The organism is Xanthobacter wiegelii, from assembly GCF_043193855.2.
Lineage (GTDB): Bacteria > Pseudomonadota > Alphaproteobacteria > Rhizobiales > Xanthobacteraceae > Xanthobacter > Xanthobacter flavus_A.
This window is the reverse complement of record NZ_CM195529.1, coordinates 4,731,249-4,747,510: the sequence shown is the minus strand read 5'-3', so window position 1 is coordinate 4,747,510 and position 16,262 is coordinate 4,731,249. Positions and strand designations below refer to the sequence as shown.

Genomic DNA, 16,262 nt, shown 5'->3' with positions numbered 1-16,262 from the left:
GAATGCCGATACCATCCCCGGCCACAGGTGGATCCCCCGCACAAGGCGGGGGATGACGCCGGGATGAGGCGGGGCGGCGCCAGATGGTTGACGCCTCCGCCCCCCAAACTGCTAAACACCCGCCATTCCCCAACACGAGGACACATCATGAGCATCGAACGGCTCGACAAGGGCGCCCGCATGAGCGAGGCGGTGATCCACGGCAACACCGTCTATCTCGCCGGCCAGGTGGCCGAGGGGCCGGACGTGGAGAGCCAGACCAAGGCCGTGCTCGCCTCCATCGACAGCCTGCTGGCCCGCGCCGGCACCGACAAGTCGCGCCTTCTCACCGCCACCATCTGGCTGTCGGACATCAAGAATTTCGCCGGCATGAACAGCGTGTGGGACAGCTGGGTGGACAAGGACAATCCCCCCGCCCGCGCCACCAGCGAAGGCAAGCTCGCCGCGCCGCAGTTCCTGGTCGAGATCATCGTCGTCGCCGCCCGCGGCTGATCTGCCGGGCATCCCCCTCTCCCCCGAAGTCGGCTTTTGCCGACTTCGGCTTTCACGAAATGAACTCGGCATCAGCCGAGTTCAGGCGGGAGAGGGTGGATCGCGGCGCAGCCGCGAGACGGGTGAGGGGGTGGCGCCGCGATCACATTCCCGGCGGCGTCTACCCCTCACCCCCAACCCCTCTCCCGCCCGAACCCGGCTGTTGCCGGGTTCGGTTCGGGCTGGTTGAAGTCGGCAACAGCCGACTTCAAGGGGAGAGGGGTGGCGCCCGGTGGTCTCGAAGCTTACTTTCTCCGCCTGACGATACTCCGGAGTCTCGACCCATGGCCGCCCCCGGCGCCGAATCCTCCAGCCCCCGTGCCCCGCGTGAGACGCGGCAGGCGCGCATGGAGGCGCTCGCGCGCCTGCCGGTGTTCTTTGGGCTGGACGGCCGGCGCGTGCTGGTGGCGGGCGGTGGTGAGCCGGCGGCCTGGAAGGTGGAGCTTCTCTCCGCCGCCGGGGCGCGGGTGGAGGTGATCGCCCCCGCCGTCTGCGAGGACATCTGGCGGCTGGCCGGCGCGCCTGCCCATGGTGCCATCGCGGTGCATGTGCGCGACTGGCACGCCGACGACATCGCGGGCGCGGCCCTCGCCATCGGCGATTTCGAGGATGCGGAGGCGGCCGCGCGCTTTTCCTCTGCTGCTCGCGCGGCCGGGGTGCCGGTGAATGTCATCGACCGGCCGGCCCTGTGCGACTTCACCTTCGGCGCCATCGTCAACCGCTCGCCCCTCGTGGTGGGCATTTCCACGGACGGCGCGGCCCCGGTGTTCGGGCAGGCGGTGCGGGCCAAGATCGAGGCGCTGTTGCCCTCGGGCTTCCGCGCCTGGGCGCAGGCGGCGAAGACGTGGCGCGCGGCGGTGACCGAGCGCGGCCTCTCCTTCCACGCCCGCCGCGCCTTCTGGGAGCGGTTCGCCGCGAAAGCTCTCGCCGAGCCCCACCGCGCCCCGGAAGAAGCCGACCGCGCCGCGCTGTTCGCCGCCATCGAGACGCAGGGCTCATCCCCGCAAGGTCGCTCGGGCGTGGGCGGCTCGGTTGTACTGGTGGGCGCAGGGCCGGGCGATCCCGAATTGCTCACGCTGAAGGCCGTGCGCGCGCTGCAATCGGCGGACGTGGTGCTCTATGACGACCTCGTCTCCGGTGCGATCCTCGATTTCGCCCGGCGCGAGGCGAAGAAGATGCTCGTGGGCAAGACCGGCTACGGCCCCTCCTGCAAGCAGGACGACATCAACGCGCTGATGGTGGACCTCGCCCGCGAGGGCCGCCGCGTGGTGCGTCTGAAGGGCGGCGAACCCATGATCTTCGGCCGGGCGGGCGAGGAGATCGCTTATTGCCGCGCGGCCGGCGTGCCGGTGGAGGTGGTGCCCGGCATCTCCTCCCCCCAGGGCGCGGCGAGCCGGCTCGTCACGTCGCTCACCCATCGCGACCATGCGCGGCGGCTGCAATTCGTCACCGCCCATGCGCGCGACGGCAAGCTGCCCGCCGATCTCGACTTCAAGGCGCTCTCCGACAAGGCGGCGACCACCGTCGTCTACATGCCGCGCCGGACACTGCCGGACCTCGTGCGGAATCTCCTCGCCGCCGGCATCGAGCCGGCGACGCCCGCCATCGCCATCTTCTCGGTCACCCGGCCGGAGGAAAAGGTGGTCGTCGCCACGGTCGCCAGCCTCGCCGAGGCGGTGACGCGCGCCGTCGAGGCCGGGGCGGATGGCCCCTGCCTCGTGCTCTATGGTTTCGCGCTGTCGGAAGTCGCGGCGCAGGACCTGCCGCAGGCGGCCGAGGCCGCGCGGGGGTAGGGCAGGGCGCGGATAGCGCCGTCATGCCCCGGACGAGCCGGGGCATGACGACCCATCCTCACATGTTGGGATAGTTCGGCCCGCCGCCGCCTTCGGGCGCCGTCCAGGTGATGTTCTGGTTCGGGTCCTTGATGTCGCACGTCTTGCAGTGGACGCAGTTCTGCGCGTTGATCTGGAAGCGCGGGGCGTCCGACCCTTCCTCGATCCACTCATAGACGCCGGCCGGGCAGTAGCGGTTGGAGGGGCCGGCATAGACGTCGTGCTCCGACGCCTTCTGCAGGGCCATGTCCTTCACCACCAGATGCACCTGCTGGTTCTCCTCGTGATTGGTGTTCGAGAGGAACACCGAGGAGAGCTTGTCGAAGGTCAGCACGCCGTCGGGGCGGGGATACTGGATCTTCTTGCAGTCCTTGGCCGGCTTCAGCGAGGCGGCGTCGGTCTTGCCGTGCTTCAGCGTGCCGAACAGGGAGAAGCCGAAGGTGTTGGTCCACATGTCCAGCGCGCCCAGCGGGATGCCGAGGAAGGTGCCGAACTTCGACCACAGCGGCTTCATGTTGCGCACCTTCTTCAGGTCCGCGCCGATGGCCGAGGCGCGCCAGGCCGCCTCGTAGCTCGCAAGCTCGTCGTGGCTGCGCTCGGCGGCGAGCGCGTCGAGCAGGTGGTCGGCGGCGAGCATGCCGGAGAGCACCGCATTGTGGCTGCCCTTGATGCGCGGCACGTTCACGAAGCCGGCCGCGCAGCCCACCAGCACGCCGCCGGGGAAGGAGAGCTTCGGCACGCTCTGGTAGCCGCCCTCGGTGATGGCGCGGGCGCCGTAGGAGATGCGCTTTGCGCCCTCGAACGTGTCGCGGAACATGGGGTGGGTCTTGAAGCGCTGGAACTCGTCGAAGGGCGAGAGCCAGGGGTTCTGGTAGTTGAGATGGACCACGAAGCCCACCACCACCTGCTCGTCGTCGATGTGGTAGAGGAAGGCGCCGCCGCCGGTCTTGGAATCGAGCGGCCAGCCGAAGGCGTGCTGCACGAGGCCGGGCTTGTGCTTCTCCGGCTTCACCTTCCAGAGTTCCTTCAGGCCGATGCCGAACTTCGGCACGTCGCGGCCCGCGCCGAGGTCGTACTTGGCGATGATCTTCTTGGTGAGGTGCCCGCGCGCACCCTCGGCGAAGACGGTGTAGCGGCCGCGCAGCTCCATGCCGCGGGTAAACTCGGCCTTTTGCGCGCCGGTCTTGTCGACGCCCATGTCGCCGGTGGCGATGCCGATGACCGCGCCCTTCTCGTCATAGAGGATCTCGTCGGCGGCGAAGCCCGGATAGATCTCCACGCCCAGCGCCTCGGCCTTCTGGGCGAGGAAGCGGCACACGTTGCCCAGCGAGCCGACATAATTGCCGTGGTTGTTCATCAGCGGCGGCATGGCGAAATTGGGCAGGCGCACGCCCCCGGCGGGCCCGAGCAGATAGAAGGCGTCGTCCGTGACCTGGACGGTGAGGGGGGTGTCCGCCTCGTCCCGCCAGCCGGGGATGAGGGCGTCGAGGCCGATGGGATCGACGACCGCGCCGGAGAGGATGTGGGCGCCGACTTCGGAGCCCTTCTCCACCACCACGACGGAGACATCCGTGCCGCGTTCGGCGGCCTGCTGCTTCAGGCGGATGGCGGTGGCGAGGCCCGCAGGGCCGGCGCCGACCACCACCACGTCATAATCCATGCCCTCGCGCTCTGGCAGCTCCGCCGCGCTCATACGCCTGCTCCCGTCCGTCAATCCCGTTGATTGGACTTTTTCCACGACACGCCGGCAAAGACAACCGGGCACTTCCGCATAGGGCAACATCTTGCCCTATATGGGACTATAGTTCCGTGGTTACGCACGCGCGGGCGCTGGCCTATGGTTGCCATGTTCGGGCGGGCTTCGTCCGGGCGGGCTTCGCGCCGGCGGGCGGACTGTCTAAAAGGATGGGATGGACGTGACCGCCGACCGGGACTTCGACGACTGGGCCGACATTCTCGCCTTCCACTGGGAGGCGGGCGTGGACGTGGCCATCGGCGAGGTGCCGGTGGACCGCTTCGCCGAAAGCGCCGCCGAGCCGAGCCGTCCCCGGCCACCGGCGCCTGCGGCGCGCGGGGCCGCAGATGCCGGCCCGGCCTCCGGCGCCCCGGCGGGCGTCGCGCCCTCCCGTCCCGCGCCCTCCCGCAACCAGCCCGCGCGGCCAGCCGCTCCGGCGACGCCCACTCTCGTCACCCAGCCGCCCGACGAGGCGGTGATGGGCGCGCGCGAGGCGGCACGGGGGGCCGCGAGCCTCGACGAGCTGAAGGCGATCCTTGAGGGTTTCGAAGGCTGCGCGCTCAAGCGCACCGCGAGCCGGCTGGTGTTCGCCGATGGCAATCCGGCCGCGAAGGTCATGTTCGTCGGCGAGGCGCCGGGCCGCGACGAGGACCAGCAGGGCCTGCCCTTCGTCGGCCGCTCCGGCAAGCTGCTCGATCTGATGCTGGCCGCCGTCGGCCTCGACCGCACCAGCGCCTATATCGCCAACGTCATCCCCTGGCGCCCGCCCGGCAACCGCACGCCGACGCCGCAGGAGACGGCGGTGTGCCTGCCCTTCATCGCCCGGCAGATCGAGCTGGCCGATCCGGATATCCTGGTGTGCCTGGGCGGCCCCTCGGCGCAGGCGCTGCTCGGCACCACCGAGGGCATCACCAAGCTGCGCGGGCGCTTCATGGATTACGACACCGGCACGCGCACCATCCGCGCCATCGCCACCTTCCACCCGGCCTATCTCCTGCGCACCCCGCTCGGCAAGCGCTTCGCCTGGCGCGACATGCTGGCGGTGGAGGCGCTGCTGAAGATAAGCGGGGGGTGAGGGAGGCTTTTCTTTTGTCATTGCCCGGCTTGTCCGGGCGATCCACCCTTCCGCTCGTGCCACTTGCGAGAGTGGGAACCAGCCACGCCGTGGATCGACCGGAAAAGCCGGGCGATGACGGGGGAGGGGCCGTTGCGATCATCGAGCGAAAGAACGACGGCGGTCCGGGATGGACGATGGCAGCGCTGCGTCGCCGCCTATTTCCCATACCCCAGCGGGGCGTTCACCAGCGCGGAGTTGCGGTAGCGGGGGTCGGAGGTGACTTCCTCGCCCACCCACTCGGGCAGGTCCACCTGCTGGTCGATGCCGTCCAGCTCCACCTCGGCCATGACGAGCCCGTCATTCTCGCCCTCGAAGACGTCCACGGTCCAAAGGCGGCCGGCGTGCTCCACGGCGTAGCGGGTCTTCTCGATGAGCGGCCGGGCGCAGAGCGTCTCCAGCATCACACGCGCGTCCTCGATGGGGATCGCATATTCGAACTCGGCGCGGGAGAGGCCCTGCGTCTTGCCCTTCACGGTGATGAAGGCGTCGCCGTCCGCGATGCGGATGCGCACCGTCGCGCCATCGTGCGAGAGGTAGCCCTGGCGGATGGGGGTGGCGCGCGCGCCCGCCCGCCATGCGTTGGAGGTCACGAGGAACTTGCGCTCGATCTCGACGGGCATGTTTCGGCCGGCTGGGACTGTGGATATCCGCACCATAGACCGAAGGGGGCGGGACTCGTCCAGCCCGCAGAACGGGGCTAAAACCCTAAAACATCGCAGAAAACGATTTCATGATACCGCATGCGTCAACACGCTGCACATTAGGGCGTGGCGCCTGTGGCCACGCTCCAGTTTCAGGGTCGGGCATTGCGCGCGCAAGTCGCGCACTGCCTCAGCCATGCACGCATCAGGCGTGGACCTTGCCCTTGGACGCCTTCGGCGCGTCCTGCGCCGCACCGGTGTCCAGATCATCCCGCGACGGCGGGTTGGTGGTGCCGATGGTGGTGATGCGCATGATGTTGGTGGTGCCGGGCTTGGCGAAGGGCACGCCGGCCGTGATGGCGAGGCGGTCGCCCGGCTTGCCGAGGGTGTGCTCCACGGCGGTGCGCACGGCGGTGTCCACCATCTCCCCGAAGGAGTGGATGTCCTCCTTCATGTGCACGGCGTGCACGCCATAGGAGAGGGCGAGGCGCCGCGCGGTCTCCACCTTCGGGGTGAGGCCGAGGATCGGGATGGCCGGCCGCTCGCGCGCCGCGCGGAGGCCCGTGGTGCCCGACAAGGTGAAGGCCACGAACGCCGAGGCATCCACCGCGATGGCCGCCTGATAGGTGGCCTTGGTCACGGCGTCGCCGATGGTCTTGCCCCATTCCGCCTGGGTGGCGTCCAGCACCTGACGGTAGCCGGGATCGCACTCCACGTGGCGGATGATGTCGTCCATGAAGGTCACGGCCTCCACCGGGAACTGGCCGGCGGCGGTCTCGGCGGAGAGCATCACGCAGTCCGCGCCCTCATAGACGGCGGTGGCCACGTCCGACACCTCGGCGCGGGTGGGGACGGGGGCAGTGATCATGGATTCCAGCATCTGCGTCGCCACGATCACCGGGCGGCCATACTTGCGGGATTCCGCGATCATGCGCTTCTGCAGCGCCGGCACCTCGGCCAGCGACATTTCCACGCCGAGATCGCCGCGCGCCACCATGATGGCGTCGGACAATTCCACCAGCTCGGTGAGATGCTCCACCGCGGCGGGCTTCTCCATCTTCAGCATGATGGCGGCGCGATCCTTGATGAGGCCGCGCGCCTCGTGGATGTCCTCCGGACGCTGCACGAAGGAGAGGGCGATCCACTCCACCCCGGCCTCGCAGGCGAATTCGAGGTCGTGGCGGTCCTTCTCCGTGAGGGGCGAGAGCGGCAGCACCACGTCCGGGATGTTGAAGCCCTTGTTGTTGGAGAGCTTGGCGCCCGCCACCACCTGGGCCTCCAGGAAGCCGGCGCCCTTCTTCACCACCTTCAGGCGCACCTTGCCGTCGTCGCACAGCACGGTCGAGCCGACGGTGAGGGCTTCGAGGATGTCCGGATGCGGGATCGGCACGCGGGTCTCGTCGCCGGGGCGGTCCACATCGGCGTCGAAATGCAGCACGTCGCCGGCCTTCAGCGCGATGGAGCCGTCCTTGAAGCGGCCGATGCGGAGCTTGGGGCCCTGCATGTCGGCGATGACGCCGATGGGCCGGTTCATCTCCTTCTCCAGCCGCCGGATGCGGGCCAGCACCTCGCCGTGATCGGCCTGGGTACCGTGCGAGAAATTGAGCCGGAACACGTCCACGCCCGCGAGGAACAGCGCCTTCAGCTTCTCCTCGCTGTTGGAGGCGGGGCCGACGGTGGCCACGATCTTGGTGGCGCGCTGGCGCTTGAAGGTGGGGTGGCGCTTGCTGGGCATGTGTCGTCCTCCGGCTCGGCGCGTTCGCGCTCGGTTCAATGCGTTTTAGGCGGCATCATGCGCGCCTTTGATGTACGCATAAAGTCGCATAAACGGCAGCAAGGCTGACCGTTGCAGGCAGGTCCGTGCAGGCAGGTCCGTGCAGGCAGGTCCTTGCAGGCAGGTCCTTGCAGGCAATTCTGGCTGCGCATCGCCCCCCGTTTTGGCGCCGGAGGTTGGGGGGCGCGATCTGAAGTGGCGGAGGCGCGCCGGGAACGCTGTCGGCGCGCCTCTTCCGGAGGGGCCGCGCGGACCCGTCCGGGGTGCCGGCGACGCAGGGCAGGGAACGTGCCGCGCGTCGCCGAGGGTGTCGTGGCTCTGCGTGCCGTAAGGCGCGCTCAGGCGTCCGGGGCCACCGTGTGGTTGGCCATCAGCTCGAGGGCCTTCACCATGGCGGAGTGGTCCCACTTGGAGCCGCCGTGGGCGGCGCAGGCGTTGAACAGCTCCTGGCAGGTGGCGGTGTTGGGCAGGCTCACGCCCAGCGCCTTGGCGCTCTGGAGCGCGAGGTTGAGGTCCTTCTGGTGCAGCTCGATGCGGAAGCCCGGATCGAAGGTGCGCTTCACCATGCGGTCGCCGTGGATCTCCAGGATCTTGGACGAGGCGAAGCCGCCCATCAGCGCCTCGCGCACCTTGGCCGGGTTGGCGCCCGCCTTGGAGGCGAACAGCAGGGCCTCGCCCACCGCCTCGATGGTCAAAGCGACGATGATCTGGTTGGCGACCTTGGTGGTCTGGCCGTCGCCATTGCCGCCGACGAGGGTGATGTTCTTGCCCATCTTCTCGAACAGGGGCTTAACGGTGTCGAACGCGCCGTCCGGCCCGCCCACCATGATGGTGAGGGAGGCGGCCTTGGCGCCCACCTCGCCGCCGGAGACCGGGGCATCGAGATAGTCGCAGCCGAGCGCGTTGATCTTCTGGGCGAAGCCCTTGGTGGCGACCGGCGAGATGGAGCTCATGTCCACCACGATCTTGCCGGCCGAGAGGCCTTCGGCGACGCCGCCCTTGCCGAACAGCGCCTCTTCCACGTGCGGGGTGTCCGGCACCATGGTGATGATGATGTCGGCGTTTTTCGCCACCTCGGCGGAGGAGGCGCAGGCGGTCGCGCCCTTGGCGGTCAGCGCCTCCGGCACCTTCACCACGTCATAGACGAACAGCGTGTGCCCGGCGTCGATGAGGTGGCCGGCCATGGGGGCCCCCATGATGCCGAGGCCGATGAATCCCACGTTCATGTGCGTTTCTCCTGAAGAGTGCTTTTGTGTCTCGCGGGGCCGAACCCCTCACCCGTCCCGCGGCCATGCCGCGGTCCACCCTCTCCCGCAGGGGGAGAGGGGTAAAATCAGTTCAGCCCTTGTAGGGGGCGAACCAGCCGATGCCTTCGTCGGTGGTGGTCTTCGGCTTGTATTCGCAGCCGATCCAGCCGTCATAGCCGGTGTCGTCGATGGCCTTAAACAGGAAGGGATAGTTGATCTCGCCCGTGCCCGGCTCGCCGCGACCCGGATTGTCCGCGAGCTGGATGTGCTTGATGCGGGCGATGTTGGTGCGGATGGTCGGGGTGAGATCCCCTTCCATGATCTGCATGTGGTAGATGTCGTACTGGAAGAAGATGTCGTCCGCGCCGACTTCATCCAGCACCTTGAGCGTCTGCTTGGTGTTGTGCAGGTGGAAGCCCGGGATGTCGCGGGTGTTGATGGCCTCGACGACGAACGGGATGCCCGCCTTCTTCAGCTCCGCCGCCGCGAACTTCAGGTTGTTGATGAGGGTCTCGTGGACCTTCTCCGCCGGCACGTCCTTGGGTGTGAGGCCGGCGAGGCAGTTGATGGCCTTGGTGCCGAGGGCCTTCGCATATTCGATGCCCTTGCCGACGCTGTCCTGGAACTCGCTTTCGCGGCCGGGGATGCAGGCGATGCCGCGCTCGCCCGCCGCCCAGTCGCCGGCCGGCAGATTGTGCAGCGCCTGGGTGAGATTGTGCTTCGCCAGCTTCTCGGCCAGCACGTCCTTCTCGAAGGGATAGGGGAAGAGATATTCGACGCCCGTGAAGCCGGCATTGGCGGCCTTCTCGAAGCGGTCGAGGAAATCGATCTCGTTCCACAGCATGGTGAGATTGGCGGCGAACTTGGGCATGCGTCTCTCCGCGGGCTGAGCCGTTGTGGCGCACTGTCATGCCCCGGCGGGGCCGGGGCATCCAGGCTTTTTTAAATCGATATGAGTCTTTTGGCCCGGCCTATTCGGCCGGCTCCAGGGTGCGCACCTCGGAGAGGGGCACGTCGAGGACTTCCTCGAACTCGTTCACGGCGTTGATCTCGACGCCCATGGCGATGTTGGTCACGCGCTCCAGGATGAACTCCAGCACCACCGGCACCTGATGCTCGTCCATGAGCTTCTGGGCGTTGGCGAAGGCGTCCTTGAACTCGTTCGGGGTGCGCACGCGGATGGCCTTGCAGCCGAGGCCTTCGGCCACCGCCACATGGTCCACGCCGTAGGCGCCGACCTCCTCCGAATTGATGTTGTCGAAGGAGAGGCTCACCTCGAAGTCCATGTTGAAGCCGCGCTGCGCCTGACGGATCAGGCCGAGGTAGGAGTTGTTCACCACCACGTGCAAATAGGGCAGCTTGTGCTGGGCGCCCACCGCCAGCTCCTCGATGAGGAACTGGAAGTCGTAGTCGCCCGAGAGCGCGACGATCTTGGCGTCGGGCCGCGCGGCGCGCACGCCGAGGGCCGCCGGCAGGGTCCAGCCCAGCGGCCCGGCCTGGCCGCAATTGATCCAGTGGCGCGGATGGTAGACGTGCAGGAACTGCGCGCCGGCGATCTGCGAGAGGCCGATGGTGGAGACGTAGGTGACGTCCCGGCCCAGCGCTTCGTTCATCTCCTCATAGACCCGCTGGGGCTTCAGCGGCACGGCGTCGAAATGGCTCTTGCGCAGCATGGTCTGCTTGCGGCCGAGGCATTCGTCGGCCCAGGCCGTCCAGTCCGGCAGCTTGCCGGCGGCCTTCAGCTCCTGCGCGGCGGTCACGAACAGCTCCAGGGCCGCCTTGGCGTCGGAGACGATGCCGAAGTCGGGGCCGAACACGCGGCCGATCTGGGTGGGCTCGATGTCCACGTGGATGAACTTGCGGCCCTGGGTGTAGACCTCCACCGAGCCGGTGTGGCGGTTGGCCCAGCGGTTGCCGATGCCGACCACGAAGTCGGAGGCCAGCATGTTCGCATTGCCGTAGCGATGCGAGGTCTGCAGGCCGCACATGCCGGCCATCAGCGGATGGTCGTCCGGGATGGTGCCCCAGCCCATGAGGGTGGGGATGACCGGGATGCCGGTCAGCTCGGCGAACTCCACAAGGAGGTCGGAGGCATCGGCATTGATGATGCCGCCGCCGGCGACGATCAGCGGCTTGTTGGCGTCGAGGATCATCCCCATCGCCTTGTCGATCTGCGCCCGTGTGGCGGACGGCTTGTAGACCGGCAGCGGGGCGTAGGTCTCCTCGTCGAACTCGATCTCCGCCATCTGCACGTCGATGGGCAGGTCGATGAGCACCGGGCCGGGGCGGCCGGAGCGCATGACGTGGAAGGCCTGCTGGAACACCATGGGGACGAGGGCCGGCTCGCGCACGGTCACCGCCCACTTGGTGACCGGCTTGGCGATGGATTCGATGTCCACCGCCTGGAAATCTTCCTTGTAGAGGCGGGCGCGCGGCGCCTGGCCGGTGATGCACAGGATCGGGATCGAGTCCGCCGAGGCCGAATAGAGGCCGGTGATCATGTCCGTGCCGGCGGGGCCGGAGGTGCCGATGCACACGCCGATGTTGCCGGCCACCGCGCGGGTGTAGCCCTCGGCCATGTGGGAGGCGCCCTCGACATGGCGCGCCAGAACATGGCGAATGGAGCCGCGCGCCTTCATGGCGGAATAGAGGGGATTGATGGCCGCGCCCGGAACACCGAAGGCGCAGGAGATGCCTTCCTTCTCGAGAACACGGACGGCGGCGTCGACGGCGCGCATGCGGGCCATGGCAGTCCTCCCTTTGAATCTTGTTGCTTCGTCCTGGCGGGCCGCGATCCGGATCGGATCGTCTCGGCTTTGGACTTTCGTATTGGATACGCCCGCGCCGTTTTCGCTTCTATGGGAAGAAACGGAATGACATTCGTGCCATCTGAGCAATAATGGTGCGGGGCGCACCCGCCGGCCGTGTCAGGCGGTGGCCGGGTGTGGAACAAAGGGGAGGCAGGGATGGCAGACGGCAAGGGGAGGGGGCTGGCGGCGCTCGCCCTCGGAGCCTGCGCGGCGACGGTTTTCGTCACGGGCGCGGGCGCGCAGGCGCTCAGCGAACTGTCCTGCAAGGCGCTGTGGTACCAGCGCAATGCGGTCTATGCCGAGCAGGGCTATTGCTTCAAGACCAAGGACGCCATCGCCACCTTCGGCGCCCGCTGCTATGCGCCATATGGCAAGCTGACCCCCGACCAGCAGCGCTTCGTGAACGAGGTGCAGGCCTGGGAGGCCCGCAAGGGCTGCCGCTGAGGGAATTCCGACCGCTGACGGGCGCGGCTTCTAGGGCGTCCAGCCCGGCAGAGCGGACGCCTGCTTCACCCAGGACACCAGTTGCGCTTCGTCCAGCGTGTCGGTCTCGTGGATGTCGAGCCAGCGCGCGTCGCCGCTCCTGGGCGTGCCGCCGGGCGGCACGGGGTCCAGCGCGAGGCCGTTGAAGAATGTCACCTTCACGTAGCGCGTGAAGACGTGAAAGGAGAGGAACCACCCCTTCCCTTCCACACCGTAGAAGGGCGAATTCCACTTCACCGCCTTGCGCACCTCCGGCACGGTCCCGACGACGATCGCATCGAGCCGCGCGCCGAGGTCGCGCTTCCAGCCCGGCATCGCGGCGATATAGGCCGCGATCGGGGCATCCCCCTCGCCCTTGGGGATCTGCGGATTGCCCCCCGCGAGGAGAACCACGGGACGTTCCTCGGCCCGCCCGCCCGTCGCGCCCGGCCTGCGCTTCCCTTCCGTCATATCCGCCTCCCGAGGTCGGCCTGCCCCATTCGGGGTCTCGCCTGCGGGCGAAGCCTCCCATTCCTGTGCGACGATGGTATAGGTGCTGTCCCGCCCCTGGGGTCACCCATGACCGACATCGCCACGCGCGTCTACAACCACACCTGGAAGATCGACCCCATCGTGCGGTCCGTGCTCGACACGGACTTCTACAAGCTGCTCATGGGGCAGACGATCTTCAACCGCCACCGGGCCACCCGCGTCACCTTCGGCATCCACAACCGCTCCACCTCGGTGCGGCTCGCCGACATCATCGACATCGGCGCTTTGCGCGAGCAGCTCGACCATGTGCGCTCGCTCTCCCTCACGCGGGGCGAGAGCACCTGGCTGCGCGGCAACATGTTCTACGGCAAAAGGCAGATGTTCTCGCCGGACTATGTGGCCTGGCTCGAGGGCTTCCGCTTCCCCGCCTATCACCTGGAGAAGGTGGACGGCCAGTATGAGCTGACCTTCGAGGGGCCGTGGGTGGAAACCACCATGTGGGAGATCCCCGCCCTCTCCATCATCAACGAATTGCGCTCGCGGGCCGTGCTGAAGGGCATGGGCAAGTTCGAATTGCAGATCCTCTATGCCCGGGCCATGGCGCGGGTGTGGGAGAAGGTGCAGTTCCTGAAATCCCTCGGCCGCATCAACATCGCCGATTTCGGCACGCGCCGCCGCCACGGCTATCTGTGGCAGGACTGGTGCGTGCAGGCGCTGATCGAGGGGCTGGGCGAGGGTTTCCTCGGCACCTCCAACTGCCTCATAGCGCTCCGCCGCGAGGTGGAGGCCACCGGCACCAACGCCCACGAGCTGCCCATGGTCTACGCGGCCCTCGCCCGCAACGACGACGAACTGCGCTGGGCCCCCTATCAGGTGCTCGCCGACTGGCAGGACGACTATGACGGCAACCTGCGCGTCATCCTGCCCGACACCTACGGCACCACCGGCTTCCTGGAGCGGGCCCCCGACTGGGTGACCCACTGGACCGGCATCCGCATCGACAGCAAGGACCCCATCGCCGGCGGCGAGGAGGCCATCGCGTGGTGGGCCTCGCGCGGGCAGGACCCGCGCGACAAGCTCGCCATCTTCTCCGATGCGCTCGATGTGGAGGAGGTGGCCCGCATCCACCGCACGTTCGCCGGCCGCATCCGCCTCGGCTTCGGCTGGGGCACGCTTTTGACCAATGATTTCCGGGGCCTCGCGCCGAATGGGGCGCTCGATCCCATCTCCATCGTCTGCAAGGTCATCGCCGCCAACGGCCACCCGGCGGTGAAGCTTTCCGACAACCCCACCAAGGCCATGGGCCCGGCCGGCGAGGTCGAGCGCTACAAGAGGGTGTTCGAGGTGGGCGAGCAAGAGGCGCGTAGCGCCCTGGTCTAGAAAGAGGCGCGGGTCGCCATGGTGTAAGGGCGACCCGCCCGTCCCGCCGGCTCAGTTCTTCAGCGCCGCCGTCCCGTCCACCGCCGCCGGGAAGGGCAGGTCGGTGACCAGCCGCGCGCTCGGCTTGTCCTGCGCGAAGATGGTGTCGAGATCGAGGGTGATGAAGGTCGTGCGGTGGGCGTAGTCGGAGATCGTCAGCTTGTTGTGGGTGAGGTCCTTGATGGCCACCCACTGGGTGTAGTCCGAGACCACCGCGTTGCCGTCCCGGCTCTGAGCGACGCCCAGCGGGATGTCCACCGTGTTCAGGATGTGGCCGATGGAGGTGACGGCGTCGGCGGCGTCCTTCGGCTGGGCCATGTAATGGCGCATGAAGGCCGCGCGCACGAAGCGCGAGGGCGGGGTGAAATCCCCCGGCAGCCCGGTGGCGCCGCCGCCCTGGCCGATGGCCGTGACATTGGCCGTGCCGAACCGGCGGTCGCCGACGCCCATGGTGGAGAGATTCAGATAGTTGCGCAGGTTCAGGAGGTGCCAGTCGTAGGGCGGCGAATTGGTGAGGACGCTCGCCACATTGTCGTGGATCTGCAATTGGCCGCCCACATATTCCACGATGATGCTGGCGCCCGAGCGGTCGGTGAAGACCATGTGGATGGTGGGCGGGGTCGGCCCGCTCGGCAGCGAGGCATCGGCCCACACCTTGGTCCTCTCCAAAGCGGCGCGGACATCGGCCACCGTGCCGTGCATGCCCAGCGCCCAGGCGCCGAAGCCGAGGATGGAGACGTAGGCCGTGTCCGCCTTGGTCACCGTCTGGTAGGTGGTGAAGCCGGGCAGGAAATTGCCGCTCATGCCGAGCCCGGCCGCGTTCTGCCCCTCGATGATGGCGCCGCCGGGAATGACCTCGGCGCTGATGCCGACAGCCGAATAGAGCGTCGCCACCTTCTTCTCGGGCAGGCCCAGGTCCGCCGGGGCGGTCAAGGTGAGGGTTGTGCCCTTGGGGATGCTCTTGAGCGTCCACTTCATGTCGAACGCCCATTCCATCGTGCGCCCGGCGATCACGGTCTTGTCCGCCGCGACCACGTTCACCGCCGTGCAGGCCACCGCGAGGCTGACGTTCTGGAGGGGAAGGACGGCTGCGAGGGCCATCGCCAGGATGCGTTTCATGTGAATTTTCTCCCTCCAGGTCCCGCGGATCGCGGAGCGTATCGGCTCTCCGGCCGGCTGAGACTTGAGCACACAAAGGCTGATGCCTGATGAATGGCGCCGTCGATACGGCCGCGGGGCGCGCGGTCGACGGGGCGTGAATCCGCTTTAAATGCATCGAGCTTCTGGTATAATAAAACGATATACAGTTTTTACATGTTTATTGGAGACGACCATGGCGACGCTGCGACTGGGCGATGTGGTGCCGGATTTCGAGGCCGTGACCACCGAAGGCCCCATCACTTTTCATGAGTGGCTCGGCGACAGCTGGGGCATCCTGTTTTCACACCCCAAGAACTTCACGCCCGTCTGCACCACGGAGCTGGGGCAGGCGTCCCACCTCAAGCCCGAGTTCGACAAGCGCGGCGTGAAGCTGCTCGGCCTGTCGGTGGATGCCATCGACAATCACCCGGCCTGGGTCGGCGACATCAAGGACGCCACCGGCGCCACCCTGAACTTCCCGCTGATCGCGGATTCCGACAAGAAGGTCTCCGACCTCTACGACCTCATCCACCCCAATGCGAACGACACGCTCACCGTGCGCTCGGTGTTCATCATCGGCCCGGACAAGAAGCTGAAGCTGTCGCTCACCTACCCCGCCTCCACCGGCCGCAACTTCGCGGAAATCCTGCGCGTGGTGGACAGCCTCCAGCTCACCGCCAAGCACTCGGTGGCCACCCCGGTGGACTGGAAGCAGGGCGATGACGTGATCATCGTCCCCTCGCTCTCGGACGACGCCGCCAAGGAGAAGTTTCCGGACGGCTGGACCACCGTGAAGCCCTATCTGCGCGTGGTGCGCCAGCCCGGCGCGTGAGGCGTTTCTTGCTTTGATTGTCGCCCTCCGGCCCACCCGGAGGGCGAAGCCTTTCCCCGGACAAGCGACGTCGCAGCCGGAGCGCTGATCCGGGGTCCAGCGCGCAAGTGCCGCGCAGCGGGCAAAACCTGAGCGCGGCTGCTTACGGAGCACGGCGCTATCCATTGACCCCGCCGTCATCGCCCGCCTTGTGCGGGCGATCCACCGACGACCGGGTCGGCTCCTGCCGA

Annotated in this window: 14 protein-coding genes; 6 read left to right on the top strand and 8 right to left on the bottom strand. The window is 67.8% G+C overall.

Features of this window, described 5'->3' with window-relative positions:
* The first annotated feature begins 147 nt into the window (after nucleotides 1–147).
* Both V5F63_RS22210 and cysG read left to right on the top strand, forming a co-directional pair.
* On the top strand, nucleotides 148–492 hold the full coding sequence (locus V5F63_RS22210) for a RidA family protein (RefSeq protein WP_209485770.1): 345 nt from the start codon (nucleotides 148–150) through the stop codon (nucleotides 490–492).
* A 323-nt stretch (nucleotides 493–815) separates the two neighbouring features.
* The gene (gene cysG / locus V5F63_RS22205) at nucleotides 816–2,324 is read left to right on the top strand and encodes a siroheme synthase CysG (RefSeq protein WP_394101068.1); all 1,509 of its coding nucleotides are present in this window, start codon (nucleotides 816–818) and stop codon (nucleotides 2,322–2,324) included.
* Between the two features lie 58 nt (nucleotides 2,325–2,382).
* On the opposite strand, the gene V5F63_RS22200 is transcribed toward cysG, so the two are convergent.
* Nucleotides 2,383–4,056 carry an electron transfer flavoprotein-ubiquinone oxidoreductase gene (locus V5F63_RS22200; RefSeq protein ID WP_394101069.1) on the bottom strand — a complete coding sequence of 558 codons (1,674 nt, stop codon included), beginning with the start codon at nucleotides 4,054–4,056 and terminating at the stop codon, nucleotides 2,383–2,385.
* A 217-nt stretch (nucleotides 4,057–4,273) separates the two neighbouring features.
* Here V5F63_RS22200 and V5F63_RS22195 point away from each other — a divergent pair, with 217 nt between their 5' ends.
* Nucleotides 4,274–5,173, top strand: coding sequence for a uracil-DNA glycosylase (locus tag V5F63_RS22195; RefSeq protein ID WP_394101070.1), 900 nt, complete (start codon nucleotides 4,274–4,276; stop codon nucleotides 5,171–5,173).
* Between the two features lie 197 nt (nucleotides 5,174–5,370).
* Here V5F63_RS22195 and V5F63_RS22190 read toward each other — a convergent pair whose 3' ends face one another.
* The 5 genes from V5F63_RS22190 to gcl all read right to left on the bottom strand — a co-directional run bounded on the left by V5F63_RS22190 (nucleotide 5,371) and on the right by gcl (nucleotide 11,624).
* Nucleotides 5,371–5,835, bottom strand: a complete 465-nt coding sequence (locus tag V5F63_RS22190; protein ID WP_209485760.1) for a CYTH domain-containing protein — start codon at nucleotides 5,833–5,835, stop codon at nucleotides 5,371–5,373.
* 226 nt (nucleotides 5,836–6,061) lie between these two features.
* Entirely contained in the window at nucleotides 6,062–7,591 is a 1,530-nt protein-coding gene (gene pyk, locus V5F63_RS22185; protein ID WP_394101071.1) for a pyruvate kinase, read from the bottom strand.
* A 377-nt stretch (nucleotides 7,592–7,968) separates the two neighbouring features.
* Nucleotides 7,969–8,856, bottom strand: coding sequence for a 2-hydroxy-3-oxopropionate reductase (gene glxR, locus V5F63_RS22180; protein ID WP_394101072.1), 888 nt, complete (start codon nucleotides 8,854–8,856; stop codon nucleotides 7,969–7,971).
* Between the two features lie 112 nt (nucleotides 8,857–8,968).
* The gene (gene hyi, locus V5F63_RS22175) at nucleotides 8,969–9,748 is read right to left on the bottom strand and encodes a hydroxypyruvate isomerase (protein WP_394101073.1); all 780 of its coding nucleotides are present in this window, start codon (nucleotides 9,746–9,748) and stop codon (nucleotides 8,969–8,971) included.
* Between the two features lie 100 nt (nucleotides 9,749–9,848).
* Nucleotides 9,849–11,624: a glyoxylate carboligase gene (gene gcl / locus V5F63_RS22170; protein ID WP_394101074.1), complete on the bottom strand. Its 1,776-nt coding sequence runs from the start codon at nucleotides 11,622–11,624 to the stop codon at nucleotides 9,849–9,851.
* 219 nt (nucleotides 11,625–11,843) lie between these two features.
* On the opposite strand from gcl, the gene V5F63_RS22165 reads away from it, so the two are divergent.
* Nucleotides 11,844–12,131: a YARHG domain-containing protein gene (locus V5F63_RS22165; RefSeq protein WP_394101075.1), complete on the top strand. Its 288-nt coding sequence runs from the start codon at nucleotides 11,844–11,846 to the stop codon at nucleotides 12,129–12,131.
* A 30-nt stretch (nucleotides 12,132–12,161) separates the two neighbouring features.
* Here V5F63_RS22165 and V5F63_RS22160 read toward each other — a convergent pair whose 3' ends face one another.
* Nucleotides 12,162–12,620 (bottom strand): DUF1801 domain-containing protein, encoded by a 459-nt coding sequence (locus tag V5F63_RS22160; protein ID WP_394101076.1) that lies wholly within the window; start codon nucleotides 12,618–12,620, stop codon nucleotides 12,162–12,164.
* 108 nt (nucleotides 12,621–12,728) lie between these two features.
* Here V5F63_RS22160 and pncB point away from each other — a divergent pair, with 108 nt between their 5' ends.
* The gene (gene pncB / locus V5F63_RS22155; protein ID WP_394101077.1) at nucleotides 12,729–14,021 is read left to right on the top strand and encodes a nicotinate phosphoribosyltransferase; all 1,293 of its coding nucleotides are present in this window, start codon (nucleotides 12,729–12,731) and stop codon (nucleotides 14,019–14,021) included.
* A gap of 51 nt (nucleotides 14,022–14,072) precedes the next feature.
* On the opposite strand, the gene V5F63_RS22150 is transcribed toward pncB, so the two are convergent.
* Entirely contained in the window at nucleotides 14,073–15,179 is a 1,107-nt protein-coding gene (locus V5F63_RS22150) for a choloylglycine hydrolase family protein (protein ID WP_394101078.1), read from the bottom strand.
* Between the two features lie 214 nt (nucleotides 15,180–15,393).
* Between V5F63_RS22150 and V5F63_RS22145 the strand changes: the two genes are divergently transcribed.
* Nucleotides 15,394–16,032, top strand: coding sequence for a peroxiredoxin (locus tag V5F63_RS22145; protein ID WP_209485742.1), 639 nt, complete (start codon nucleotides 15,394–15,396; stop codon nucleotides 16,030–16,032).
* The last annotated feature ends 230 nt before the right edge of the window (nucleotides 16,033–16,262 follow it).